Source organism: Stenotrophomonas sp. CFBP 13718 (assembly GCF_014842145.1).
GTDB lineage: Bacteria > Pseudomonadota > Gammaproteobacteria > Xanthomonadales > Xanthomonadaceae > Stenotrophomonas.
This window is the reverse complement of record NZ_JACYVC010000010.1, coordinates 143,729-169,194: the sequence shown is the minus strand read 5'-3', so window position 1 is coordinate 169,194 and position 25,466 is coordinate 143,729. Positions and strand designations below refer to the sequence as shown.

General features: G+C 67.2%; 19 protein-coding genes. 11 read left to right on the top strand and 8 right to left on the bottom strand.

Features of this window, described 5'->3' with window-relative positions; translation table 11 throughout:
• Window positions 1–575: 575 nt before the first annotated feature.
• Window positions 576–1,454 carry an energy transducer TonB gene (locus IFT58_RS15350; protein WP_192095867.1) on the bottom strand — a complete coding sequence of 293 codons (879 nt, stop codon included), beginning with the start codon at window positions 1,452–1,454 and terminating at the stop codon, window positions 576–578.
• Window positions 1,454–2,401: a glutathione synthase gene (gene gshB / locus IFT58_RS15345; protein ID WP_188324705.1), complete on the bottom strand. Its 948-nt coding sequence runs from the start codon at window positions 2,399–2,401 to the stop codon at window positions 1,454–1,456. Before gshB ends, IFT58_RS15350 begins: the two co-directional genes overlap by 1 nt.
• 216 nt (window positions 2,402–2,617) lie before the next feature.
• Between gshB and pilG the strand changes: the two genes are divergently transcribed.
• From pilG to IFT58_RS15310, 7 genes are all read left to right on the top strand, one after another.
• On the top strand, window positions 2,618–3,019 hold the full coding sequence (gene pilG / locus IFT58_RS15340) for a twitching motility response regulator PilG (protein ID WP_042614342.1): 402 nt from the start codon (window positions 2,618–2,620) through the stop codon (window positions 3,017–3,019).
• A gap of 18 nt (window positions 3,020–3,037) precedes the next feature.
• Entirely contained in the window at window positions 3,038–3,400 is a 363-nt protein-coding gene (locus IFT58_RS15335; RefSeq protein WP_188324704.1) for a response regulator, read from the top strand.
• On the top strand, window positions 3,400–3,930 hold the full coding sequence (locus IFT58_RS15330; protein WP_188324703.1) for a chemotaxis protein CheW: 531 nt from the start codon (window positions 3,400–3,402) through the stop codon (window positions 3,928–3,930). Before IFT58_RS15335 ends, IFT58_RS15330 begins: the two co-directional genes overlap by 1 nt.
• A 49-nt stretch (window positions 3,931–3,979) precedes the next feature.
• Window positions 3,980–6,016: a methyl-accepting chemotaxis protein gene (locus tag IFT58_RS15325; protein ID WP_192080157.1), complete on the top strand. Its 2,037-nt coding sequence runs from the start codon at window positions 3,980–3,982 to the stop codon at window positions 6,014–6,016.
• A gap of 112 nt (window positions 6,017–6,128) precedes the next feature.
• Complete coding sequence (locus IFT58_RS15320) at window positions 6,129–12,575, top strand: Hpt domain-containing protein (RefSeq protein ID WP_192095865.1); 6,447 nt, start codon at window positions 6,129–6,131, stop codon at window positions 12,573–12,575.
• Window positions 12,562–13,842, top strand: a complete 1,281-nt coding sequence (locus IFT58_RS15315; RefSeq protein ID WP_192095863.1) for a chemotaxis protein CheB — start codon at window positions 12,562–12,564, stop codon at window positions 13,840–13,842. Before IFT58_RS15320 ends, IFT58_RS15315 begins: the two co-directional genes overlap by 14 nt.
• The gene (locus tag IFT58_RS15310) at window positions 13,839–14,300 is read left to right on the top strand and encodes a chemotaxis protein CheW (RefSeq protein ID WP_192095861.1); all 462 of its coding nucleotides are present in this window, start codon (window positions 13,839–13,841) and stop codon (window positions 14,298–14,300) included. Before IFT58_RS15315 ends, IFT58_RS15310 begins: the two co-directional genes overlap by 4 nt.
• Window positions 14,301–14,957: 657 nt before the next feature.
• Here the strand turns inward: IFT58_RS15310 and IFT58_RS15305 are convergent.
• Window positions 14,958–15,695 (bottom strand): 16S rRNA (uracil(1498)-N(3))-methyltransferase, encoded by a 738-nt coding sequence (locus IFT58_RS15305; protein WP_192095859.1) that lies wholly within the window; start codon window positions 15,693–15,695, stop codon window positions 14,958–14,960.
• 163 nt (window positions 15,696–15,858) lie between these two features.
• Between IFT58_RS15305 and nudE the strand changes: the two genes are divergently transcribed.
• From nudE to IFT58_RS15285, 4 genes are read left to right on the top strand one after another with little or no spacing between them, the layout of a single operon-like run.
• On the top strand, window positions 15,859–16,407 hold the full coding sequence (gene nudE, locus IFT58_RS15300) for an ADP compounds hydrolase NudE (RefSeq protein ID WP_192095857.1): 549 nt from the start codon (window positions 15,859–15,861) through the stop codon (window positions 16,405–16,407).
• Window positions 16,408–16,450: 43 nt separating this feature from the next.
• Entirely contained in the window at window positions 16,451–17,278 is an 828-nt protein-coding gene (cysQ, locus tag IFT58_RS15295) for a 3'(2'),5'-bisphosphate nucleotidase CysQ (protein ID WP_192095855.1), read from the top strand.
• On the top strand, window positions 17,275–18,096 hold the full coding sequence (gene mazG, locus IFT58_RS15290) for a nucleoside triphosphate pyrophosphohydrolase (protein ID WP_192095853.1): 822 nt from the start codon (window positions 17,275–17,277) through the stop codon (window positions 18,094–18,096). The genes cysQ and mazG overlap by 4 nt, the downstream gene beginning before the upstream one ends.
• Window positions 18,093–18,419, top strand: a complete 327-nt coding sequence (locus IFT58_RS15285) for a YnfA family protein (protein WP_188324694.1) — start codon at window positions 18,093–18,095, stop codon at window positions 18,417–18,419. The genes mazG and IFT58_RS15285 overlap by 4 nt, the downstream gene beginning before the upstream one ends.
• Before the next feature lie 40 nt (window positions 18,420–18,459).
• Here the strand turns inward: IFT58_RS15285 and IFT58_RS15280 are convergent, their stop codons facing one another.
• The 5 genes from IFT58_RS15280 to IFT58_RS15260 form a co-directional block, all read right to left on the bottom strand.
• Entirely contained in the window at window positions 18,460–19,638 is a 1,179-nt protein-coding gene (locus IFT58_RS15280; RefSeq protein WP_192095851.1) for a GDSL-type esterase/lipase family protein, read from the bottom strand.
• 13 nt (window positions 19,639–19,651) lie between these two features.
• On the bottom strand, window positions 19,652–20,404 hold the full coding sequence (locus tag IFT58_RS15275; RefSeq protein WP_188324692.1) for a glucose 1-dehydrogenase: 753 nt from the start codon (window positions 20,402–20,404) through the stop codon (window positions 19,652–19,654).
• Window positions 20,405–20,471: 67 nt separating this feature from the next.
• Window positions 20,472–21,794 (bottom strand): MFS transporter, encoded by a 1,323-nt coding sequence (locus IFT58_RS15270; RefSeq protein ID WP_192095849.1) that lies wholly within the window; start codon window positions 21,792–21,794, stop codon window positions 20,472–20,474.
• On the bottom strand, window positions 21,791–24,034 hold the full coding sequence (locus IFT58_RS15265) for an oligoalginate lyase (protein ID WP_192080175.1): 2,244 nt from the start codon (window positions 24,032–24,034) through the stop codon (window positions 21,791–21,793). Before IFT58_RS15265 ends, IFT58_RS15270 begins: the two co-directional genes overlap by 4 nt.
• Window positions 24,031–25,464: a polysaccharide lyase 6 family protein gene (locus tag IFT58_RS15260; RefSeq protein WP_192095847.1), complete on the bottom strand. Its 1,434-nt coding sequence runs from the start codon at window positions 25,462–25,464 to the stop codon at window positions 24,031–24,033. Before IFT58_RS15260 ends, IFT58_RS15265 begins: the two co-directional genes overlap by 4 nt.
• Between the last annotated feature and the right edge of the window lie 2 nt (window positions 25,465–25,466).

Below are 25,466 nucleotides of genomic sequence, written 5' to 3'. Positions count from 1 at the left end.
AAGCAAAGCGTGGGAGCGGCAGCGCGAATGCGATGACGTGGACCCGCCATTTATGGCACTCAACGCCCCCGCCCAGCCCCACCGCCCGGCCCTGACACATTCCGGTCGCCGCCCGTCGCGTAAAAAAAGAAGGAAGATCGGTAGCGCCGACCCATGGTCGGCGAGCGCAGCGGGCCGTTGGCGGAAACATTCCGCCGAGCACGGCTCGGCGCTACCGCAGGCCCCGTTGGCGCGTCGGGTGGAGGGAGCCCCTGAGTCAGGGGCGGCCGCGAAGCGGCGGGGTGTGGGTGCTGGTGGGACGGGGCCCACGGTTTGCGAAGCAAAGCGTGGGAGCGGCAGCGCGAATGCGATGACGTGGACCCCGCCATGGATGGCGCGAAACAAGGCCCGCATGGATGCAGTTTTTGCCGTCCCCCGCCACCGCACCCCGCCCCGCCCAGCACACAGCTCTGCAGGCCTTTGACGTTGCCGTTGCCGTTGCCGTTGCTGTTGCCGTTGCCGTTGCTGTTGCCGTTGCCGTTGCCGTTGCCGTTGCTTCAAAGCAGGTGCCGGGCGCAGCCCGGCCTCATCCACCCTCAGTCGTCGCGCAGTTCGCCGCCGGGCAGGAACGCCCAGGTACGCGTCACCTGCAGGATGTCGATGTCATCCTTCGTCTGTGGCAGGGCGGGGAAGGGCTGGGCCAGGCGAACCACGCGCAGCGCGGTCTCGTCCAGCAACGGCGTCCCACTGGATCTCAGGATGCGCGCGCTTTCCACGCTGCCATCGCGGCGCACACCGACCGTGATCACGACCTGCCCGCCAAGGCGACGACGGCGCACGTCATCGGGGTAGTTCAGGTTGCCCACGCGCTCAGCGCGGTCCACCCAGGCGCGCAGATACGTGGCCCACGCATACTCGCGGGTGCTGGCTGAAACGAACTTGCGGTTTGGCCGCTTGGCGTACTGCGCCGAACGCAGGTGCACCTCGGCCGCCAGGCGCGCCATGTCGGCATCGCGCTGCTCGCGTGCGTTCAACGGCGCGTCGGAGCGTGGCTGCTCCGGCATCGGCTGCGACTGGGCCTGTGCGACCTGTTGCTCACCATTGCGGCTGCTGACCACCCGCGACTGCGGTGGCGGCGGGGCCGCGGCATCCTGGCGCTGCTGCGGCACCGGACTGCTGCCTGGCAGCGCCTGCGGCACTACCCCCGCCTGGCTGTCGCGTGGGCGCAGCGCCTTGTCGTGCTCGCCACCACCGACCTGACTGGCAGCGGCCAGGAAATCCGCCTGCTTCGGCGTCAACGCGGTGCGCGTCTGGCTGAAGATCACATCCAGCGTCGGCACCAGCGGCGCTTCGCCGCGAACGGCGAAGCCGACGCCCAGCAGCAGCGCGCCATGCACCGCCACCGACAGCGCCAGGGTGGTGCCCAGACGCTGCGCGGAGCGGTCCGCCAAGAGCAGGGGCGCGACCACCGGCATTACGGCAGGCTGGCCTCGATGGCATCGAAGAGGGTGCCGGCGATGTTCAGCCCATACTGGGCATCCAGTTCACGCACGCAGGTCGGGCTGGTCACGTTGACCTCGGTCAGGTAATCGCCGATCACGTCCAGGCCGACGAAGCGCATGCCGCGACGCTTCATCTCCGGCCCCACCTGGGCGGCGATCCAGCGGTCGCGCTCGCTCAGCGGGCGGCCTTCGCCGCGACCACCGGCAGCCAGGTTCCCGCGGAACTCGTCGCCCTGCGGAATGCGGGCCAGGCAGTAATCCACCGGTTCGCCATCCACCAGCAGGATGCGCTTGTCACCGGCAGTGATGTCGGGGATGAACTTCTGCGCCAGGGTCAACTTGCGGTCGCCGTCGGTCAGCGTTTCCAGGATGACGTTGAGGTTCGGGTCGCCCGTGCCGCTACGGAAGATCGAGCGGCCTCCCATGCCATCCAGCGGCTTCAGCACGGCCTGCCCGTGTTCCAGCACGAACGCCTTCAACGCCTTGGCATCGCGGCTGACCAGGGTAGGGGGGCAGCACTGCGGGAACAGCAGCGCGGCGAGCTTCTCGTTGTAGTCGCGCAGTCCCTGCGGGTTGTTGACCACCAACGCACCGGCCGTCGCGGCCACGTCCAGCACCTGCGTGTCGTAGATGAATTCCGCATCGACCGGCGGATCCTTGCGCATCAGCACGACCTGGCCGGGACCGAATTCGGTCAGGCTGAACTCGCCCAGCGTGTACCAGTCGGCCGCGTCGTCGCGGACCTGCAGGGGCGCCGTGCGGGCTACGGCCCGTCCGCTGTCCAGGCTGAGGCCGCCGGGTTTGACGTAGTGCAGGGCATGGCCGCGCCGCTGCGCTTCGAGCAGCATGGCGAAGGTCGTGTCTTTGGCGATCTTGATGTGGGCGATGGGATCCATCACCACGATGACGTTCAGCGGCATGGGAGCACCTGTGGGGCAAGGTGCTGATGGTAGCGGCTCCGGCCCGGTGTTGCCTGCCCCGTGGCGCGCAACGCTGCGTGCGGCCGATGGCCGCAGGCCCGCCGGACGGGGGTTGCGCAGAAGATTCATCGCCGAACTTGCTGGCGGTCACGCAAGTGCGATATAGATACGCCTTCGCAGCGGCACCGACCGAAGTGCCGCGCATGGGGAACGGCAATGACTGAGAACATGACTGCGGGCGGGGAGCTCGCAGGACTCCGGGTGATGGTCATCGATGATTCGAAGACGATCCGCCGGACCGCGGAAACGTTGTTGAAACGGGAAGGCTGCGAGGTCGTCACCGCGACCGACGGCTTCGAGGCACTTGCCAAGATCGCCGACCAGCAGCCACAGATCATCTTCGTGGACATCATGATGCCGCGTCTGGATGGGTATCAGACCTGCGCGCTGATCAAGGGAAACCAGCTGTTCAAGTCCACGCCGGTGATCATGCTGTCCTCCAAGGACGGCCTGTTCGACAAGGCGCGTGGTCGCATCGTGGGTTCGGAGCAGTACCTGACCAAGCCCTTTACGCGTGAAGAACTGCTGGGTGCCATCCGCACATACGTCAACGCCTGACCAGGGGGGAAAGGCAAAATGGCTCGAATCGTTCTTATCGAGGACTCACCGACCGACAGGGCGGTGTTCACGCAATGGCTGACCAAGGCCGGGCACGAAGTTCTGCAAGCGGACAACGCCGAGGACGGGATCGTGCTGGTCAAGGAACACATGCCGCAGCTGGTCCTGATGGACGTCGTGCTGCCGGGCATGAGTGGCTTCCAGGCTACCCGTTCGCTGGCCCGCGACGCGGCGACCAAGAATATTCCGGTCATCATCGTCAGCACCAAGGCGATGGACACGGATAAGGCGTGGGGCCTTCGCCAGGGTGCGCGTGACTACATGGTCAAGCCGCCGCGCGAAGAAGACCTGATCGCCCGCATCAACGAGCTGGTGTCCTGATGCGTTCACCCTTCGACATTCTTGAAGCCTACGAACGGCGCAGCCTCGCCCATGCCGTGCAGTTGCCCGAGCGGCAGTTCGCGCAGGATCTGTGGCGTGGCGTGGGCTACCGGGTCGGCAACCGTCGGCTGGTATCGGATTTCCGCGAAGTGGTGGAAATCGTCCCGATGCCGCCGGTGACGCCGGTGCCCTGTGCGCAGCCGTGGTTGCTGGGCGTGGGCAACCTGCGAGGCAATCTGTTTCCGGTGATCGACCTGAAGCTGTTCCTGGAAGGCAACCGCACCGTGCAGCAGGAAGGCCAGCGCGTGCTGGTGATGCGGCAGGCCGGCGGTGATGTGGCGCTGACCATCGACGAACTGTTCGGCCAGCGCAGCTTCGAGCTGGACCAGGAAGTATCGGTTGGTGGCTTGGCCGAAGGCCGCTACGGCCACTTCGTCGACCGCGCATTCCAGGCCGACGGGCACGATTGGGGCGTTTTCTCGCTCTCGCTGCTGTCGCGCACTCCTGAATTCCGACAAGCCGCTGCCTGAAGGTACCGGTACGTCGTCTCTGCATTGCATTGAACATCGAGGTTGAACGATGAGTACTACTTCGGATTCCAACAAGGCCAGCAAGCTGCGCCTCGGTGGCACCAACGCGTGGTTGATCCTGTTGCTGGTGGCGATGGCGCTGTTCGGCCTGAACACCGGTGTGGCGACCTGGCAGGGCAGCCGTCTGGCCGACGCCAGCACCAAGGCAGCCGATCTGCAGGTGCTGTCCCAGCAGTTGGCCAACCAGGGCCGTGATGCGGTCGCCGGCAATGCGCAGGCGTTCACCGCGTTCAAGGCCACGCGCACCGCGATCGACGAGAACATGTCGACGCTACAGGGCCGTTACGGCAATGAGCCGGGCGTGTCCTCGCCGATCAGCAAGCTGGCCGCGACGTGGCAGCCGCTGGGCAAGAGTGCGACGCAGCTGATCGCCAGTGAGTCGGCGGTGCTGACGTTGGCGGGCAACGCGAACAACTTCAGCGGCGCGATCCCCGGCCTGCAGGCACAGCTCAACGAAGTCGTCCGCGCGATGAGCGCCGCCGGCGCCCCCTCCTCGCAGATCTACAGTGCATTGCAGCAGGTCGTCGTGGCCGGCTCGATGGCCCGTCGTATCACCGAAATCCGGGCCGGGGGCTCATCGGCATCGGCCGCCGGTGATGCGCTGGCCCGCGACATCACGGTCTTCAGCCAGGTGATGGATGCGTTGCGCAACGGCAATGACGAACTTGGCATCGTTGCGGTGCGCGGTGCGGCCGCGTTGGCTGCGCTGGAGCAGTCGCAGCAGCAGTGGACGGCGATGAAAACAGACGCCGATGCCATCCTGGCCAGTTCGCGCCAGCTGTTTGCCGCGCAGGCCGCATCAGCCAGCTTGGCCACCGGCTCGGCGGACATGCTGGCCGACAGCAAGACGCTCTTCAATGCGTTCTCCTCGTTCGGCTCGGTCAGCGATACCCGCCTGTTCCCCAATTTCTGGATCGGCGTGGTCTCCGGTGTCCTGTCGCTGATCGCGATCATCGGCTTCGTCAGCACCTCGGTGCGCGGCCGCTCGCGCGAGCAGGAGCTGCGCTACCAGACCCAGGTGGAATTCAACAGCCGCAACCAGCAGGCCATCATGCGGCTGCTGGATGAAATCAGTTCGCTCGGCGAAGGCGACCTGACGGTGAAGGCATCGGTCACCGAAGACATGACCGGCGCCATCGCCGACGCCATCAACTATGCCGTGGACGAACTGCGCCATCTGGTGACCACCATCAACGACACCTCGGCCAAGGTCGCGCTGTCCACCCAGGAAACGCAGGCCACGGCCATGCAGCTGGCCGAGGCGGCAGGCCACCAGGCCAACCAGATCACCAACGCGTCGGACCGCATCGGCGAAATCGCAGCAAGCATCGAACAGGTGTCGCGCAACTCGTCTGAATCGGCCGAAGTGGCACAGCGCTCGGTGGTGATCGCCGCCGAGGGTGCCGGCGTGGTGCGCGAGACGATCCAGGGCATGGACCAGATCCGTGACCAGATCCAGGAAACGTCGAAGCGCATCAAGCGCCTGGGCGAGTCCTCGCAGGAGATCGGCTCGATCGTGGAACTCATCAACGACATTTCCGAGCAGACCAACATCCTGGCACTGAACGCCGCGGTGCAGGCGGCTTCGGCAGGCGAGGCCGGTCGTGGCTTTGCCGTAGTGGCCGACGAAGTGCAGCGCCTGGCAGAACGTACGTCCGGTGCGACGCGTCGGATCGAGGGCCTGGTACAGGCCATTCAGGCCGATACCAACGAAGCGGTTACCTCGATGGAGCAGACCACGGCCGAAGTGGTGTCCGGTGCCCGCCTGGCGGAAGACGCCGGTACGGCACTGACCGAGATCGAGCGCGTGTCCAATGCGCTGAACAACCTGATCAAGAACATCTCCGTCGCCGCCCAGCAGCAGTCGTCAGCTGCATCGGACATCACCCAGACCATGGGCGTGATCCGGCAGATCACCGGCCAGACATCGCAGGGTGCGGGGCAGACCGCCGAATCGATCGGCCACCTGGCACAGCTGGCCGCCGACCTTCGCCGCTCGGTCGCCGACTTCAAGCTGCCCGCGTAAGCGGTGTGGCGCGGAGAAGCAAGGATCACCTGATGAAGCATCGACATGACATCCGCCACATTGAACGTCCTGCCCGCGTGTGCAGGGTCGTACTGGCGACCGGAGCCCGCCCATGAGCAGCCTGCGTGACGCAATGAGCCACGCCGCCCTCGGCTGGGTGAAACCTGAGTTGGACGAGACCCTGCGCCAGGTGCGCAATGAGGTCGAGTACTTCGTCGAGGCCCCCGCCGATGGCAGCCGCATGCGCCTGTGCGCCGGCTACCTGCACCAGGTGCAGGGCACCCTGCGGATGGTGGAGCTGTACGCCCCGGCGATGGTGGCCGAAGAGCTGGAGCAGCTCGCGCTGGCGATCGGCACCGGCGAGGTGGCCGAGCGTGATGAATCCTGCGCGACGCTGATGCGTGGCAGCGTGCTGCTGCCCGACTATCTGGAGCGCCTGCAGAATGGCCATCGCGATATTCCCATCGTGCTGCTGCCGCTGCTCAATGAGATCCGTGCCGCGCGCGGCGTGGCCGGCATCAACGAAAGCGTGCTGCTGGCGTTCGCGCCCGACAGCGTCAGTGCCAGCGAAGCCGAACTGGACCACGCACGGGGCAGCCTGAGCGGACGCAACCGTGAACTGCTGGATACGGTCGGCAGCGCGGTGAAGGAAGAACTGCTGCGCATCAAGGATGCCCTTGACCTGCATCTGCGCACGGGCGGGCAGCCCGAACAGCTGCACCAGCAGGTACGTGAGCTGACGGCGGTGGGTGACACGCTGGCCATGATGGGCCTGGATGTGGCACGCAACGTGGTGGTGCAGCAGCGTGATGCGCTGAGCGCGGTGGTGGAAGGCAATCAGGCAATCGATGAGGGCATGCTGCTCGATGTCGCCGGTGCGCTGCTTTACGTCGATGCGTCGCTGGATGATCAGGTCGCCCATCTGGGCGCAGCGGGAACCGGCGAGGACGATCCGTCTGCCGCAGAGACCCGCCGCACGCTGGAGGTTCTGGCCCACGAAGCCATCGCCAATTTCACCGTGGCCCGCGAGCACTTCGTCGCCTTCATCGAGACAAACTGGAACCACGCCGAACTGCAGGACGTGCCACGCCTGCTGGGCGAGGTCGGCGGCGCGCTGCGCATGCTGGATCTGCAGGTGCCGGCGGATTATCTGAAGGGCGTGCAGCTGTACATCAAGGCAGAGCTGGTGGAGCGCCAGCGTGTGCCCAGCGGTCGCCAGCTGGACACGCTGGCCGATGCGATGGCCAGCCTGGAGTACTACCTTGAAGCGCTACGCGACCGCCGTCCGGGGCGCGAGAACATTCTGGACATCACTCGCAGCAGCTTGGAAAGCCTGCGTTACTGGCCGCTGCCGGTGGCCGATGCCATCGCGGCTGATGCCGTAGCCAGCGAGCCGGTGCAGCCGGTAGAACGCGAGTCCATCCTGCCGCCGCCGTTGGACGTGCCGGAATTCGACACGCGCCCGTTCGCGGCCGTGTCGCCGCAGGGGCCTCCGCCGTTGCCGGATCTCGTGTTCGACGCACCGCCCACGGCGCGTGATCAGGACATCGCAGAAGACGACATCCACGCGCCGTCGTCCGAACCGACGCTGCTGTTCGCCGCCACAACCGCCGCGCCGCCCGAGGTCCCCGCCTGGGAGCTCGGCAGCTTCCAGGTCGAGCAGACGTCGGACCATATGCCGACCTTCGCCAGCTTCGACCCGGTATCGGCCGAAGATGCGCCGGATCCGTCCGCCTGGTCCATCGAACCGACCCCGCAGGTGGATGGTTCACTCGACAGGGCGGCTGCAGATCTTGAACATGCCGTTTCCGCACCCGCCGGCGCAGCCGACGACACGCTGATCAGCTTCGAGGGCGGCGTGTTCGATCCGGTGCTGGCCGAAGGCGATGCAGACGATGCGTTTGCGGTTCCGGTGAGCTTCCGCTTCGACGACGGCGAGCTCAGTCGCGCCGATGACGTGCTGTCGCTGGATGCCGTGGAAGCGGATGTCATCACGTTCAACGCCGATGGCCTTGCGATGGACAACGTGCTGGCCGCCGATCCGCCGTCCATTGGCGCCGCCGACGACGACGCTACCAGTGCCAGTGCCAGCGACTTCGCCGAGGCGGATGCGCGCTTTCTTGCCGAGCTCGCGGCTGAAGCGGCGGCCTTCAATCCTGCGTTCGGATCGCCGGCCGTGCCGGTGGTGGACGAGGTGTCCGCGGCACCGGTCATCACGGGCCTGCAGGGCGGTTTCGACGAGAACGCCGAGAATATCGATCAGGACATCCGTGATGTCTTCCTCGAAGAGTTCGACGAGGAACTTGAAAACCTGGGCAATCTGCTGCCGGCATGGCGCGCCCAACCCGACAACATGGACCGGCTGCGGCCTATCCGCCGCGTGTTCCACACGCTGAAGGGCAGCGGCCGACTGGTCGGTGCCCGCACCCTGGGTGAATTCGCGTGGAAGATCGAAGGCATGCTCAACCGCGTGCTGGACGGCACGCGGCCGGCATCGCCGGCCGTGGTGGCGGTGGTCGAGCAGGCCTTCGGCGTGTTGCCGGAACTCAACGCAGCGCTGCGTGGCGGCCACCTCATCACCGCGGACCTGCAGGCGCTGCAGTCCATCGCGGATCGCGTGGCGGCCGGCGAGGAGACCTTCCATGTGCCGCTGCCTGCCCGCTCGGTGGACAGGGTGGAAGAAGCCGCCGTCGGGGTATCTGCCGACGACGCGGTCACACCCGCCGTTGATGGCGCCGAGATCCCGGTCGCCGCGGAACTGGACGGAACGCCTGCCAGTATCGACAGCGTGCTGCGCGAGATCCTCGAGGCCGAGGTGGAAGCGCACATGGCCACGCTGCATGGCTGGCTGGAAGCCTCTGGTAGCGAACCGCAGCCGGTCAACGATCCCTTGCTGCGCGCAGTGCACACCATGAATGGTGCATTTGCGATGACCGATGTGCCGGAAATCACCACCGTCACCGGTGCAGCCGAAAGTTACATCAAGCGCGCCCTGGCCGCTGGCGAAGTGCCTACCGCGGATGCGGTGGATGCACTGGCGGCCACCGCGCAGGCAGTGGACGTCACCATGCGTGCCCTGCAGGCCGACGCCCCCCGGGTGCCGCTGCAGCACGCGCTTGCCGAGCGTCTGCAGGCCTTGGCCGCGACGCTGCCGGAAGCCCGCTGGCCCGTCGCCGACGGGTTCGAGGACACCGACGACCTTGCCGACGTGGACGGGCATGTTGAGGCCGTCGAAGCCACGGGGGAGGAGGAAGCACCTGTCGCGCCGTGGCAGCATGCCGACAATGCCGACAATGCCGATACTGCCGACACTGCCGATACGCAGGTGGACGGACCGGTCGAGGTCGAGGCCGACGCTGGCCTGGCGCCGACCGACCCGACGGACGGCGATGCGGACCTCGAGGCCCTGGCCGAATCCATGGTCGAGGAGGGCGAGCTGCGGTTGATCGACGGTGACGAAGCCGCGGAGTGGACGCCAGACGAGGCAGTCGGGCAGGACGCTGTGCCGGTCGACCTCTCTGCGCCCGTCGTGGATCCGCCGATCGAATTGACCGGTGCCACCGATCTGTCGCGCTTCTTCGAAGCAGCATCCAACGTGGACGATGCGCCACTGCGGGATGCGGCCGACGCCGCGTCTGTCGACGCTGTCGAATCGCTCGAAGACGTGGCCGAGCCGGTCAGTGCAACAGACGTAGACGTGCAGCTGACCGGCGCCGAAGACCTGTCGCTCTATCTGGACGATGCCGCGCACGCTGCACTGCCGTCCAGTGCGGGCCCGGATGTGCACGAAGTCGCTGCAGCGGACATCACCGACGCCGAGCAGGCGCCAGCTGACGCTGAGGAAGACGCCGACGACGAACTGCCTGCCGCGCCGACCTTTGGCGATGCCGTGGCCCTGCAGGAAGCGCTGGACGAAGGTCTGCACATCATCGAGGAGGGCGCCGAGGACGAGGAGGACAGTCCGCTGCTCTCGATAGAAGGCCACGACGTGTCTTCGCTGGAGGCCACCGCATTCGCCGAACAGGTGGAAGACGAGCAAGCCGAAGCAGAAGCCGAAGCCGAAGCAGAAGCCGAAGCCGAAGCCGAAGCCGAAGCCGAAGCGGTCTCCGCTGACCGTCAGCCCTACTTCGAGATGGAGCCCCCGACCGTCGCGCCTGCAGGCGAGGACGTGGCGGACGAACAGACGGGGCAGGACGACGAGGTGGCGGCTGCCGATGCGCTGGACTTCAACGTGCTGGACCGCGAGCTGGTCGATATCTTCGTCGAAGAAGGCAAGGATCTGCTGGATCATTGCGATGGCCTGATCAGCGACCTGCGCGCCGAACCGGAGGACCGCGACGCGTTGGCTGGCCTGCAACGTGATCTGCACACGCTGAAGGGCGGTGCACGTATGGCGGGCATCAACGCCATCGGTGATCTGGGGCATGGCATCGAGTCGCTGCTGGAGGCTGTCGCAGCCGGGCGCACCAGCATCGGACACGCCGATGTGCAGTTGCTGGAGCGCGGCTTTGATCGCCTGCACCAGATGCTGACCCGCACCGGTGCGCATCGCGGCGTGGACGCCGCCGATGACCTGGTGGCCGCCTTCGACGCACGTACGCGTGGCCAGGTCGTTCTCGATGGCTCGGCCCCTGAGCCGGCTGTCACACCTGCGCAGCCGACCGCCGCTGACCTCATCGCCAGCCTGCCGTTGTCGGCACCGCTGCCGCTGGACGGCGGTGGCGAAGAAGAGGGGGGCGCACGACCGCAGCAGGAGCAGGTGCGCGTGCGCGCCGACCTGCTTGATCGGCTCGTCAACCACGCCGGTGAAGTGGCGATCTACCGCTCGCGGCTGGAACAGCAGCTTGGTGCCTTCCGCGGCGCCATGGGCGAGCTTGAACGTACCAATGCCCGACTGCGTGATCAGTTGCGTCGTCTTGATCTGGAGACCGAAGCGCAGATCGTGGCGCGCTACCAGCGTGAGCAGGAGCAGGCGGACCACACGTTCGATCCGCTGGAACTCGACCGCTTCTCCACGCTGCAGCAGCTGAGCCGTGCACTGAACGAATCGGCGGCCGATCTGGGCGGGCTGCAGGGTGTGCTGGATGACCTGTCGCGGCAGTACGACACCTTGCTGCAGCAGCAGTCGCGCGTCAGTTCGGAGCTGCAGGATGGCTTGATGCGTGCACGCATGGTGCCCTTCGATGGCCTGGTGCCGCGTCTACGCCGGGTGGTTCGCCAGGCAGGCGTGGATACCGGCAAGCAGGTCCACCTCACCCTGGAAGGCACGCATGGCGAACTCGATCGCAACGTGCTCGACCGGATGGTGGCGCCGCTGGAACACATGCTGCGCAACTCGGTGGCGCACGGTCTGGAAACGGCCGAGCAGCGCCGCGCCGCCGGCAAGCAGGAAGAGGGTGAGATCACCCTGCGCCTGCACCGCGAAGGCTCGGAAATCGTGCTCGACGTGTCGGATGATGGCGCCGGGCTGGACCGCGAGGCGATCCGTCGTCGTGCGTTGGAACGCGGGCTGATCCAGGCCGAGGCGGTGCTGGCGGACAACGAGTTGGACAATCTGATCTTCGCCGCCGGCTTCAGCACCGCCGACCAGTTGAGCCAGTTGTCCGGACGCGGCGTAGGCATGGACGTGGTGCGCAACGAAGTGCGCCAGTTGGGTGGCAGCGTGGAAATCCACTCGGTCCGTGGCCAGGGCGCGCGCTTCACGTTGCGCCTGCCGCAGACGCTGGCGGTGACCCAGGCGGTGCTGGTGCAGATCGGCGAGACCACCTACGCCGTGCCGGTGGCATCGGTCAGCGGTATCGGTCGGATCTCACGCGAGCGCTTCGAAGCGGGCGACAGCACCTACCGCTACAGTGGCGAGGAGTACACGCTGCACGATCTCGGCAGCCTGATCGGCCAGGCGCCGGCGCGCGCCGAGGGCCAGGCCCAGGTGCCGCTGCTGCTGGTCCGCGCAGGCGACCTGCGCGCGGCGGTGGCGATCGACCAGGTGCTCGGCAACCGCGAAATCGTGGTCAAGCCGGTCGGCCTGCAGATTGCGTCGGTTCCGGGCATCTACGGCGCCACCATCACCGGCGATGGCCGCGTGGTGGTGATCCTGGACGTGGCCCCGCTGGTGCGTCGCTTCGTCGCCAACCCGCAGCGTCCGCTGCTGGTTGCCGAACAGGAACTGCAGCGGCAGGTGCCGCTGGTGATGGTGGTGGACGATTCACTCACCATGCGCAAGGTCACCGGGCGCATCCTGGAACGCCACAACTTCGATGTCAGCGTTGCCCGCGACGGCGTGGAGGCGCTGGAGCGACTGGAAGAGCGTGTGCCCGACCTGATGCTGCTGGATATCGAGATGCCGCGCATGGATGGTTATGAACTGGCCACGGCCATGCGTGCCGACCCGCGCTATCGCGACGTGCCCATTGTGATGATCACTTCGCGCAGTGGCGAAAAGCATCGCCAGCGCGCCTTCGAAATCGGCGTGCAGCGTTACCTGGGCAAGCCCTACCAAGAGCTCGACCTGATGCGTAACGTGTACGACCTGCTGGGGATCGCCCGTGTCCGTGAATGACGTAATGCCGCCGCCGGCCGTTGCACTGCTGGCCAGGGAGGGCGCCGCGCGCGACCGCCTGCGTGAAGCACTCGCGCAGGCCGATGTAGCGCTGGTGCTGGAAGAGGATCCCAACGTGCTGGACCCGGCCGCGCTGCTTGCGGTTGCGCCGCAGGCGGTGGTGATCGCGTTGGAGCCTGCGGTGGAGGACGCATTGGAACGCCTCGATGCGGTGCTGTCTTCGCCTGATTTCACCCTGGTGTTCGACGAGGCCGAACTGGCGGCACGCCGCGAAGGGTGGGAAACCCAGCGCTGGGCACGCCATCTGGCGGCCAAGCTGCATGGCCACCGCCAGGTGCTGCCACCGGGTGCGGAAGTCGAAGAAGAGCTCGTGCCGGAACCTGGCCTGCCGGACACTCCCGAGCAGCTGCATGCCAACGCACCGCTGGCGTTCCATGTCGATGAAGCCGTCGACGCGGCCGACCTGCTGGCGGGCGACAGTCTGTACGAGCCCCCGGGCCCTTGGCAGCCATCGCAGGTGACCGAGCGGGACGAGCCGGCCGCCATCAGCAGCCCCGTGCTGCCGTCCGTGCCGCTCGATCACGGAAGCTGGTCCTTGCTGGACGACGAGGCATCCTTTGCCCCCGCCGCACGCGTGGACGCGGGACCGCCGCCCTTGCCGGCATTCGATTCGGATCGACTGTCGCTGGTTGAGATGGACGAAGCGGCCGGCCCTCGTCGCGGTGCCAAGGGCGCGGTGGTGGTACTGGCCGGTATTGGCGGCCCCGATGCGCTGCGTCGCCTGCTGGCCGCGCTGCCGGCCCGCCTCGACGTGCCCCTGCTGGTCCGCATGCCGCTGGATGGCGCGCGCTACGGCAACCTGGTGAAGCAGATGGCACGCGTCTCTCCGCTGCCGGTCGAGCTGGCTGAAATCGGTGCCGACGTCCTTGAGGGGCAGGTGTACATCCTGTCCGATGATACGGCCGCCGCCCTGCGGGACGGCGGGTTGTATTTCCTCGGCAGCGCGCAGGGTCTGGACCTGGCCGCGTTGCCGCCCGCGCACAGTGCGGTGATCCTGCTCAGCGGTGCCGATCTGTCCCAGGTCGACCCGGCGCTCACCCTCGCCGAAGCCGGTGCGTGGGTCGGCGGCCAGGTCGGTGAGGGATGCTATGACCCGGCTGCCGCAACCGCGGTGGTCGCTGCCGGCATGTTCGCCGGCGAACCCCAGGAGCTGGCGCAGGCCATCAGTGCGCGCTGGGAACTGCCTGAGCAAGGAGAGCCGTCGTGAGCCATGCCAATAATGATGAAATCCGCGGTGTCCTCATCCAGTCCGGACCGGAGCGCGTGCTGCTGCCGAATGCGACCGTCGCTGAAATGATGGCCAAGGTGCAGGTCGAGCCGACGGCGGACGGCCCGCACTGGCTGCTGGGTCGGCTGGCCTGGCACGGCTGGGACATACCGCTGGTGTCCTTTGCCCGCTTGTCCGGCCTGGGCGAAGAAAGCGTGGGCAGCAACAACAAGGTGGTGGTGTTGAAATCGCTGGCAGGCCACGCAGAGCGACCGTATTACGCGGTGCTGACGCAGGGCTTTCCGCAGTTGATTTCGGTGCCGCGTGACGGTCTGCTGGCAGACGCGTCGGAAGAGAACCTGCCCGACAGCGTGCACATGCGCGTGCTGCTGGGCGAGCAGAGCGCACTGCTGCCGAACCTGGATGCGCTGGAAAGGGCGCTTGATTCACTGCACTGAACTGCCCGCGCTTCGCGCTCGCCGAGCAGCCGTGAGAGATCCGTAGCGCCGAGCCACGCTCGGCGGATGGCGTCCGTGACCGGTCAGGCCGGAACTGCCCGCGCTTCGCGCTCGCCGAGCACGGCTCGGCGCTACCGTCAGAAGGCGGCACCGCGCAACCGTGGGATACCCGTAGCGCCGAGCCACGCTCGGCGGATGGCGTCCGCGAGCTGGCGCAGGGTGAACTGCCCGCGCTCCGCGCTCGCCGAGCACGGCTCGGCGCTACCGTCAGAAGACGGCACCGCACAACCGTGAGACATCCGTAGCGCCGAGCCACGCTCGGCGGATGGCGTCCGCGAGCTGGCGCAGGGTGAACTGCCCGCGCTCCGCGCTCGCCGAGCACGGCTCGGCGCTACCGTCAGAAGACGGCGTCGCGTCACCGTGAGACATCCGTAGCGCCGAGCCACGCTCGGCGGATGGCGTCCGTGACCGGTCAGGCCGGAACTGCCCGCGCTTCGCGCTCGCCGAGCACGGCTCGGCGCTACCGTCAGAAGACGGCACCGCACAACCGTGAGACATCCGTAGCGCCGAGCCACGCTCGGCGGATGGCGTCCGCGAGCTGGCGCAGGGTGAACTGCCCGCGCTCCGCGCTCGCCGAGCACGGCTTGGCGCTACGCGTCAGCCGAGGTCACCCAGCCGTGCCTGCAGCGCGGCGATCGCCGCGAGGCCCGCCGTTTCCGTGCGCAGGATGCGCGGCCCCAGCTGCAATCCCTGAAAGCCGGCCGTGGCGAGCAGGTCGCGGTCACGTGGCGACCAGCCGCCTTCCGGGCCGATGGCCACGACGATGCCGCCGGGCGGGGCAGCGTGCAGGGTGGACAGGCGATGGCTGCCCAAGGGATCCAGGGTCAGCCGCAGTGTGTCTTCGGGCAGCGTCGCGACGGCGGCCGCCAACGACAATGGAGCGCCGACCTGCGGAATCCGCGCGCGCCCGGACTGGCCGCACGCCGATTGCACCACGCTGTTCCAGTGCGCGACCCGCTTTTCTGCGCGCGCGCCATCCAGTTTGACCTCGGTCCGTTCGGCATTGACCGGGATCACGGCCGCCACCCCCAGTTCCGTTGCCTTCTGCAGGATCAGATCCATCTTCTCGCCACGCGCTACGCCCTGCAGCAGGGTGAGGGGCAAGGGGGATTCGTTGTCCAGTCGGCTGGCCCGGTCGATCCGTACCTGCGCATCGCGCTTGCCCACCGTGACCAGGGTGGCGTGGTAATCGTGGCCATCCCCATTGAAGAGCACGCAGCCATCGCCCTCGCGCAGGCGCAGTACGCGCACCAGGTGGTTGGCGGTCTCTTCAGGCAGTGAAAATGTCTGGCCCGCCTGCAGTGCAAGCGGCACCGGGCAGCGGGTCACACGCATGCACAGGTCTCCTTGCGGCGCGCAGGCCGCGCACCGCGGTCATGGAACAACGGGTTTTCGAACGGGTTGCCCTGCGGGGAGGGCTGCGTCTCTGCTAGCATCGTGAGCTCATGAACATGTTGCTGCCTTCGTCCATTCTATCGGCCCGCGCGGGGCATTCCGCATGAGCCGTCGCCTGCCCATCATCCATCGGATCACCGACGAGGAAAACGGGCCCTTCCAGCGCCAGTATCTGGACCTGGAGTTCTCCAATGGCGAACAGCGGCGATTCGAGCGCCTGGTCAGCCGTGGCCACGGTGCCGTCGTGGTGGTGCCGATGCTGGACGAGGACACCGTGCTGCTGGTGCGGGAGTACGCCGCGGGCATGCACCGCTACGAACTGGGCCTGGTGAAGGGACGGATCGACGCGGGCGAGACGCCGGAACAGGCGGCCGATCGCGAGCTGAAGGAAGAAGCCGGTTATGGCGCGCGGCGCGTGGACGTGCTCCGCGCGATGACGCTGGCCCCTACGTACATGAGCCATCAGTCATGGCTCGTCGTGGCGCGCGATCTTTATCCGGAGAAACTGCAGGGCGATGAACCCGAAGAGCTGGAAGTCGTGCCGTGGAAGCTCGCCGAACTCGATCAGCTGATGCTGCGCGAGGATTTCTCCGAAGGCCGTTCGCTGGCGGCGCTGTTCATCGCGCGGCAGTGGCTGCAGGGTCGCCCATGAGCCGGCATGCCGCCGCGTCACGGTGTCGCGGGCGCCTGCTGCCGTGACCCACGTACGCATCACGACCGACCTGCGCGAAACCGTCATCGCCATCGCCCAGGATGCGGCGGCCGCCATCATGCAGGTGTATGCCACCGGGTTCGACGTCAGCCTGAAGGATGACGACAGCCCGGTAACCACGGCGGACCTGGCGGCCAACGACCGCATCGTCAGTGGGCTGCTGCGGCTGACGCCGGACCTGCCCGTGCTGTCGGAAGAGTCCGTTGCCGCCGACTGGGAGACGCGACGCCACTGGGGCGCGTACTGGCTGGTCGACCCCTTGGACGGCACCCGTGAGTTCATCAAGCGCAATGGCGAGTTCAGTGTGAACATCGCGCTGGTCTACCAGGGGGCACCGACCTTCGGGGTGGTACTGGCACCGGTAACCGGCCTGGTGTGGCACGCGATGCGGGGTGAGCAGGCGTATCGACGGCAGGGCGCGCATGACACGGTGCTGCGCACGCGCGCGCCCGCCCATGCCCCGCTGCGCGTTGCCGCCAGTCGTTCACACCGGTCCGCGCGCACCGAGGCGCTGCTGCAGCGGATGGGTGACATCGAGACCGTGGCACAGGGGTCTTCGCTGAAGTTCTGCCGGATCGCCGAGGGCGATCTGGATGTCTATCCGCGGTTGGGACCGACCAGTGAATGGGACACCGCCGCGGGCCAGTGTGTCCTGCATGCCGCCGGCGGCGCCGTGCTGTCGGCGAGCACGGGCAAACCCTTCCGCTACAACCGCCGCGAGAGCCTGCTCAACGGTGACTTCATGGCACTGGGTGATCCTGCGTTGCCCTGGCGCGGCTGGCTCGACGACAGCAACGGGAGTACCGAATGAGCGCGACCGACGCAGCAACCGAACTGGGCCGCCTGCTGGCGATCATGGCGCGCCTGCGCGATCCGGACGGTGGCTGTCCGTGGGATCTTGAACAGGACTTCTCCACCATCGCCCCGTACACCATCGAAGAGGCGTACGAAGTCGCCGATGCGATTGATCGCGGTGACCTGGATGATCTGTGTGACGAGCTTGGGGACCTGCTGCTGCAGGTCGTGTTCCATGCCCGGATGGCGGAAGAGCAGGGCGCGTTCGCCTTTGCCGACGTTGCCCGCTCCATCAATGAAAAGATGGTCCGCCGCCATCCGCATATCTTCGCCGATGCCAGCGTGGACGATGCCGCCCATGTGCTGCGCAACTGGCACGCCATCAAGCGGGAAGAGCGTGCGGCCAAGGGCGAAACGGATCGCTCGGCGCTGGCAGGTATCTCGCGTGGGCTGCCGGAATGGCAGCGCGCACTGAAGCTGCAGTCGCGCGCCGCCAAGGTGGGATTCGACTGGTCCGGTCCCCTGCCGGTGCTGGACAAGGCGGCAGAGGAACTCCAGGAGCTGCGCGCGGAGTTCGAGCGGGGTGACATCGCCGGCAACAAGGCGCGGCTGCAGGAAGAGCTGGGCGACCTGCTGTTCGTCTGCGCGAAACTGGCCCGGCAGGCCGATGTCGACGTGGGCAGTGCACTGCGCGGTGCGAACCACAAGTTCGAACGTCGATTCCGGGCGATGGAAGGCTACGCCGACGCTGCGGGCGAGCGCATGGCGGACTTGGACCTGCAGGCGCAGGAAGTACTCTGGCAACGCGCGAAGGCGGACGAAGCCGCATCGTGAAGACCTTCGGGCTGTTCCTGATCACGGCGCTGGCCGAGATCATCGGCTGTTACCTGCCGTGGCTGTGGCTGCGTCGTGATGGCAGCGCGTGGCTGCTGCTGCCGGCCGCGGCCAGCCTGGCATTGTTCGCCTGGCTGCTGACCCTGCATCCCGATGCCAGTGGGCGCATCTATGCGGCCTACGGTGGCGTGTATGTGGGCACGGCGCTGCTCTGGCTTTGGCTGGTCGACGGCATCCGTCCCGGTCGGTGGGACGTGCTGGGCGTGTCGCTGTGCCTGGCCGGCATGGCCGTGATCATGTTCGCTCCACGCAGCGGGGCGTAGTCAGCGCCCGCCCCACCCGTGCAGGCCCCGCATCGGGTGCTCAACGTGCCTGACAGCCCAGCATCGTCAGGTCGATGGCATCGGCCATGCGCGCATAGCCTTCGTCGTTGGGATGCAGGTGATCGCGCGTGATGCCGGCAGGCAGTGATTCCGGCGTGGCCGGGTCGCGCAGCGCCGCATCGAAGTCCACCACGCCGTCAAAGCCGCTGTCATCGCCGCGCGCCCATGCATTGATCGTGGTCCTAGTCGCGGCCGATAGCGGTTCATAGCGCTCGGAGCCACCGAAGGGCGTCAGCGTGCCGATGAACGCGCGCGCGCCGTGCTGGTGCAGGCGCGTGGCGATCTGTCGATAACCCAGCAGCATGTCGTCGGCCGTGCGGCCGGGCAGCGGTGTGGGTCCGCCGCCATGGCGGATATCGTTGATGCCTTCGAAGAGGATCATCTGATCGGCATCGGCTACGGCGATCACGTCGCGGTCCAGCCGGGACAGCGCGCTGTGGCTGCGCCCGTGGTCCAGCAGCTTGTTGCCGCTGATGCCTTGGTTGAGCACGACGAAGCGGTCCGGGCAGGCCTGCTGCAAGCGCACGGCCAGGCGCTCGGGCCACTGGTTGTACGAGCCGCGTGCTGCCGTGGCGCCTTCGGTGATGGAATCACCCAGCGCCACGATGACCGATGGTCGATCCGCGCGCTGCACCAGCACCGCCGAAATCACATTCTGGCGATAGGACACGGCCACGCTGTCGGCCACGCGCGGCTGTCGGCCCTCGGCCACCCGCACGGTGGTACGGCGCACGGCGGGGCGCGTCGCCTGTGGGAAATAGGCGGTGACCTGGATCTCATCCAGCGCCGCGGCCTTCAATGGCAGCGGATCAGTCAGCAACGCAGCCCCTACCGGTACGTCGATGACCCTGCGTCCGTCCACCTGCACGGGCAGCGGGCGGCCGGAGGAACCGCGTACGGTCATGTCTTCCACCCGCAGTGGGGACGTGCCCAGTTCATTGCTGATGCGCAGGCGCAGCGCGTCGGCGCGGCTGCCCAGCCGGATGTCCTGGCGGACGGTCTGTGCAGCGAACTGCACGGGGACCTGCGGCGTGCCGTCCAGGCGGTCCGGCGCGGGTGATGCGGTCCAGGCAGTGACCCACAGCGGCTGCGCGGGGGCAGCCGATGCGGACAGCGCGGAACCAACGGCAAGGGAAAGAGCGGTGATCCAGCGCAGCATGGTGAAACTCCGGTCAGGAGAAGAACGTGCCGCCGTTGACGTCGATGTTCGCGCCGGTGATGAAGGCGGCCTCGTCCGAGGCCAGATACACGGCCACGTCGGCTGCTTCCTGCGGACGACCCTGGCGACGCAGCGGCGTACCGGCGGCTACGGCGGTGCGCACTTCCGGCTTGGTGAACTCGTCATGGAACCGCGTGGCGATCATGCCGCAGCACAGCGCGTTGACCCGGATGCCCTTCGGGCCCAGTTCCTTGGCCATGGCGCGGGTGAAGGTCATCACGCCGGCCTTGGCGGTTGCATAGATGGATGCACCGGGGCCACCGCCATCGCGACCGGCCTGCGACGCGAAGTTGACGATTGCCGCGCCTTCGCCCATGTGCGGCACTACGGCATGGGTGGTGAGGTAGGTCGAGGTCAGGTTGAGGTCGATCACCTTGTGGAAGAACGCCGGATCGATGTCGGCCAGCGGGCGACGCTCGACCATGCCACCGGCCACGTTGATCAGCAGGTCGATGCGGGGACCGAACGCGGCCTGCGCGGCAGCCACGAGCCCGGCGACGGCGGCCGGATCGGTCACGTCGGCGCGATGCAGGATGGCCTGGCCACCGGCGGCTTCGATCTGCGCCAGTGTCTCGCGTGCGCTGGCTTCGTCGTTGGCGTAGTTGAAGCAGACGCGGGCGCCGGCGGCGGCGAGTTTGATCGAAATGGCGCGACCGATATCGCGGCCGCCACCGGTGACGATGGCCACCTTGTCCTGGAATGACATGCGTTGGAACTCCTTTGTTACGTGGGGTGTGTGAGAGAAAAAAGGGTCGAGGAACGTAGGCGTGCGCTCAGCGCTGCGGCGCAGGCGTCGGCGTGGGTGCATCGAGGCGACGGATCGTGCCGGTGAACCACCACAGCGCGACCAGCGACAGCGGCACGAGGGCGGCGACGAGCATGAACATCGGGGCATAGGACTCGCGGGTCAGCACCGGCACCAGCCACGTGGTGATCAAGGTGCCGGCAACGGCGGCCAGGCCACCCAGGCCGGCCAGCGTGCCCACCGAGCGCCCACCGAACAGATCGCCCGGCAGAGTCTGGATATTGCCGATGGCGACCTGGAAGCCGAACAGCACGGCGGCGATGGTCAGCACCGCGGCCAACGGGCCGGCGGCCATCACCGCGCCCAGCAGGGCAGGCGCCATGATGATGCAGCCGAGGGTGATCGACCACTTGCGGGCGCGGTCCACGCTGTGCCCGGCGCGGATCAGCCGGCCGGACAGCCAGCCGCCGGTCAGGCTGCCGAGCATCGCGCCGACGAAGGGCACCCACGCGAACAGGCCGATCTGCTTGATGTCGAAGCCGAAGGTTTCTGCCAGGTAGATCGGCAGCCAGGACACGAACAGCCACCAGATCGGGTCCAGCAGGAAGCGGCAGGCGAGCATGCCCCAGCTCTGCCGGTGCGCCAGCAGCTCACGCACACTGCGGCGCGGTGCAGCGGGATCGGCGGCGCCGGCCTGGTCTTCCATGATCAGGCGACGCTCGGCATCACTGACCCACGGGTGTTTGTCCGGCCCTGCGCGGTACACGAACAGCCACGGCAGCAGCCACAGGAAGCCCATCGCACCGATCACCACGAACGTCCCGCGCCAGCCCAGCCACAGGTACAGGCCGGCAATGGCGGGGGCAGACACGATCGCGCCGATGGAGGCGCCGGCGTTGAAGACGCCCTGTGCCAGCGCACGCTCGCGTGCCGGGAACCACTCGGCGTTGGCCTTGACCGCACCCGGCCAGGCGCCGGCTTCGCTGACGCCCAGCATCGCCCGAACCAGACTGAACGACAGAATGGAATGAGTGACCGCATGCAGGGCGATCGATATCGACCACACGCTGATGGACAGTGCGAACCCCATTCGCGTGCCGATCAGGTCGAACAGCCGGCCGAACAGGAACTGCCCAGCGGCGTAGAACAGCATGAACACCGTCACCAGCAGCGCGTAGTCATCCTTGGTGGCCCCGACTTCGCGGGCGATCTCCGGCCACATCACCGCCAACGCATTGCGGTCGATGTAGTTGATCACCGTCGCGACCGCGATCAGGCCCACGATCAGCCACCGCACTGCCGAGCGGACCGGCACCTTGCGCAACCGCGCGCCGGCAGAAGACACGTTCATCGGCCGCCCCGCTTGCCGGCGGCCTGGTCCATGCGCGCATGGCTGCCGCGCCACGTGTAGGTATGGCCATCCACCACCACGCTGTGTTCGCTATCGGTACTGCTGTCATCGGCAACGCCCAGTGCGATGCGCGCGCCGCTGGCCAGCGTCAGCTGCAGCAGTTCGGCGTCCTTGCCGCGCACGCGCACCAGCGCAGTGACCTGGCTGTCGGCCCCGTGCACGTACTCGGCCGTGCCGTTGTACTCACCGTGCGGTTCCAGCACGCTGAAGAAGCTCACTTCGCGCTGGCCTTCCACGCGCTGCACCAGCGCCGGTTCGCGGCGCAGGTTGAACTCGGGATCGTTCGCACCGCTTTCCACCAGCAGCGCCCGTGATGGCGCGGTGCTGCCGAAACGGTAGGTGTAGAAGCGTCCATCGAGCAGCCAGGCCAGGCTGCGCTGTTCGGTGCCGGGCGCGCTGCGCGCGTCCACCCACAGATGCTGGTAGCCGTTTTCCGCGCCCAGCACGGGACGCTGCTCGACGAACCGTTCGGCTTCGAACCCGGTGCTGACGATGTGGCCGTTGAAGTGCAGGGGCAGGTCGAAGCGGGCCGCCTTCTCACCCTTCACCTGCATCAGGTCCAGCACGACCGGCAGGGCCAGATCCGGATGGCGCAGCAACGCCTGGGTGCGGGTGAACGTCACGCCGGGGTACGCATCGCGCATCGTGGCCGAGGCAACCTGGGTATCTTCATCGGCCTGGAAGAAACGCACGGTCGGCGCATGCGCTTCGCCCCGCTTCCAGTCGCCGTTGAAGTGGCTCTTTTCATCCACCACCAGCGTGTTGTGGGCGATGGTCTGTTTGGCCCAGCTGCGGTTTTCGGCCAGGTAGATGCCGCCGCGCTTGGCTTCCACATTGAGGAAGCGCGCTGAACCGTAGTCCGTCACCACGCGCTGCCCGTTGTCATAGAACAGCCAGTTGAGCTTGTCGAAGTGACCATGGCCCATGCCCTGCATGGTGTCTTTCTGTACCAGTACCTGGCCGTCTTCGTCGCCCATGCGCAGAATCGCCAACCCGCCGCGATCACCGTCCGGGCCATCGCGCAGCAGCATCGGGCGGTAATCGAAGGGTTTGGCCTTGCCGGCGGCCAGCGCCTGGGCGACCTGCAGGCCCTCCGGGGTCAACAGCAGGCGGTCCTGGTGCTGGGCCACCGACAGCAACTGGTCGTCACCGCTGCGCGCGTATGCGATGCCGATGCCCGCCACCAGTTCTTCCGTATCCACGCCCTTGTCGAGGATGGCGTCGTTGATCGGGAAAAACAGGCCGCCGTAGCTGCTCTGCACGAGCACATCGACGGCCTTCAGCAGCACGCCGTCGCGGCGCTCGAAGATCTTCCGCTGCGGCTCGTTGCGCTCGATGGCATTGGCGAACAACAGGAATGGCGCCAGGGCATAGCGCTGGTAGTAGGGGCCTTCTTCGTAGTACCCGTCGGGCGAGAACAGCAGGTCGACCTGGCGCAGGAACCCGAATTCGTCGTCCTTGCGGCTGCCGCGCAGCGATTTCTCCACCAGGTCCTGGTCGCGCAGCACGTAGCCGGTCATGCCGGTGGCCGCCACCGCCCAGGTGGAGTGATTGTGGATCTGGTCGAAGTTCTTCGGCTCGCTGGCAAGGAACTCGGCCATCGGCCGGAACACGCGGTCATCGATGGTCTGACGGTCCTTGGCGGGCAGCGCGTCGCGGATCGCGTCGTAGCCCTGGACGGCGTTCACCAGCCACACCGAGTCATTGAGTACCTGCCAGAACACCCGGCCCGGGATCTGCCCGCGTCCTTCCGGATGCGGGCCCAGGGTGGGGTACAGCGCGGCGTATTCCAGCAGCATGCGTCGGGCGTAATCGACGTAGGCGGTGTCGCCGGTCAAGCGGTACAGCGTGCCGGCGGCCAGCAGCGCCTGGTAGTTGCGCTTGTGCTGCTCATGCGTGCGCCCGCCGCCCTTGTCCTTGGGAAAGGGGACGTCGATGCCGGCCTTCATCATCCGCCGCAGCATCGCCTCGTTACGTGCCTGCTCCTTGGCGAAGGAAGGATAACGAGCGCCCTCGCTGGCCATCTGCTTCCATTGGCTGGCGGTGACCAGCACCGGCGCCACTGCGGTTTCGGCCGGCGTGGACGCCGCCGTCGCCGCGTAGGCGGGCGCGGGCAGCACGGCCACGGCGCCGCTGGCCGTGGCCAACGCGAGGGCAAGCGACAGGTACGTGTGCTTCATCGATCAGCTCCATTGGTGGGCAGGCGGTGGCCGACAGCGGCCGCATCCGTCCATTCCCCTTGTTTGGGATACCAGGCCACGCCGGTGGCATCGCGGGATGTCACGCTCAGGGTGGCAGAGGCGCCGGCCGATGGGAGGGCCGGCGAGGGCACCCACAGTCCGTTCGACGCCTGTACGAGGGTTGCCGCGACGCTGTCCACGCCGCCGGGCAGGGCGGGGGACGCGAGCGGCGACTGCAGGTTGCCGGTGGAGGCGACGCCGGCCATGCTGCCGTTCACCGTGAACGGATCCGCGCCAGTGCGGTTGACCAGCAGGTTGTTGCGGAAGCGGCTGTTGCTGGCGGGCACCACGATGCCGGTCGCCGCGTTGTAGCCGACGCCGAAACTCACCTTTGACACATCGACGAAGGTGTTGCGCTCGATCGTCGCATCGACCACCGGCGCGTAGCCGGACAACGCCGGCGTGGCCTGGCCATGCATCACCGCCAGCGCTGCGCGGTTGCTGCTGCCGGCCAACCCCTGGAAGTAATTGTTGCTGACCTGCTGCTGTGCATTGATCACCCGCACGCCGCCGGTGCCGGACTTGCCATCACCGAGGAAGATGTTGTCGATCACCTGGTTGCCGTTGCCATGACGCAACGTCAATGCGCCGGCCGAGCGATAGAACACATTGCCGCGGTAAACGTTGCCGCCGGACTTGTTGGAAATGATCTCGGTCTCGCCGTCGCAGCCCTCGAACCAGTTGTACTCGACGGTGCTGTTGGAATCGCTGAGCGAGCTGTCACTGGTGCCCACGCGCAGGGTTTCGCCGCCGTTGACGCCCAGCGCCGGGCGCGGGCCGAACCAGTTGTGATCGATGCGGTGCTGGTTGTCCAGGCCCTGTGCTGCATCGCGCACCACCACCACGGTGGGGCCGGCGTTGGTCTTGCCGCGCAGCTGGCTGTGGTCGAGCCGGTTGAACGCGCCGTAGAGCATCACCCACTGATCCTGGTCGCTGCTGTCCGGGTTGCTGTAATCGTCTATCACCACACCGCTGACCCGGCTGTGGCGGGCGACCGATTTGCTGGATTCACGGAAGGCCACCACCGCCTCGCTGGGCGAAAAGCCATCGCGGAACACCAGATCCGCCACGTGCAGGTACTCACCCGCCAGCCGCAGATCCGATTGACCGCTGAGGATCACCTGGCCGGGCGTCTGCGCGCGCAGAGTGATCGGCGCCGCCGCGGTGCCGTTCGCCTTCAGCAGCAGCCGTGCATCGGTCCACGTGCCATTGGCCAGCACCACCTCATCGCCGGGCTGGAGAGTGGCCGCTACCGTGTTGAACGCACTCACGTCGTGCACCAGGTGGCTCGCCGCATGAGCGGCCCCGGCCCACGAAGCACCCGTGACCAACAGCAGTGCTAAAGGCAGGGATTGTGATGGAAACTTCATGG

Excerpts from the sequence above, each read along its gene's own strand:
- IFT58_RS15350 (WP_192095867.1), bottom strand. The coding sequence starts at position 1,454 with ATGCCGGTGGTCGCGCCCCTGCTCTTGGCGGACCGCTCCGCGCAGCGT.
- gshB (WP_188324705.1), bottom strand. The coding sequence starts at position 2,401 with ATGCCGCTGAACGTCATCGTGGTGATGGATCCCATCGCCCACATCAAG.
- pilG (WP_042614342.1), top strand. The coding sequence starts at position 2,618 with ATGACTGAGAACATGACTGCGGGCGGGGAGCTCGCAGGACTCCGGGTG.
- IFT58_RS15335 (WP_188324704.1), top strand. The coding sequence starts at position 3,038 with ATGGCTCGAATCGTTCTTATCGAGGACTCACCGACCGACAGGGCGGTG.
- IFT58_RS15330 (WP_188324703.1), top strand. The coding sequence starts at position 3,400 with ATGCGTTCACCCTTCGACATTCTTGAAGCCTACGAACGGCGCAGCCTC.
- IFT58_RS15325 (WP_192080157.1), top strand. The coding sequence starts at position 3,980 with ATGAGTACTACTTCGGATTCCAACAAGGCCAGCAAGCTGCGCCTCGGT.
- IFT58_RS15320 (WP_192095865.1), top strand. The coding sequence starts at position 6,129 with ATGAGCAGCCTGCGTGACGCAATGAGCCACGCCGCCCTCGGCTGGGTG.
- IFT58_RS15305 (WP_192095859.1), bottom strand. The coding sequence starts at position 15,695 with ATGCGTGTGACCCGCTGCCCGGTGCCGCTTGCACTGCAGGCGGGCCAG.
- nudE (WP_192095857.1), top strand. The coding sequence starts at position 15,859 with ATGAGCCGTCGCCTGCCCATCATCCATCGGATCACCGACGAGGAAAAC.
- mazG (WP_192095853.1), top strand. The coding sequence starts at position 17,275 with ATGAGCGCGACCGACGCAGCAACCGAACTGGGCCGCCTGCTGGCGATC.
- IFT58_RS15280 (WP_192095851.1), bottom strand. The coding sequence starts at position 19,638 with ATGCTGCGCTGGATCACCGCTCTTTCCCTTGCCGTTGGTTCCGCGCTG.
- IFT58_RS15275 (WP_188324692.1), bottom strand. The coding sequence starts at position 20,404 with ATGTCATTCCAGGACAAGGTGGCCATCGTCACCGGTGGCGGCCGCGAT.
- IFT58_RS15270 (WP_192095849.1), bottom strand. The coding sequence starts at position 21,794 with ATGAACGTGTCTTCTGCCGGCGCGCGGTTGCGCAAGGTGCCGGTCCGC.
- IFT58_RS15265 (WP_192080175.1), bottom strand. The coding sequence starts at position 24,034 with ATGAAGCACACGTACCTGTCGCTTGCCCTCGCGTTGGCCACGGCCAGC.
- IFT58_RS15260 (WP_192095847.1), bottom strand. The coding sequence starts at position 25,464 with ATGAAGTTTCCATCACAATCCCTGCCTTTAGCACTGCTGTTGGTCACG.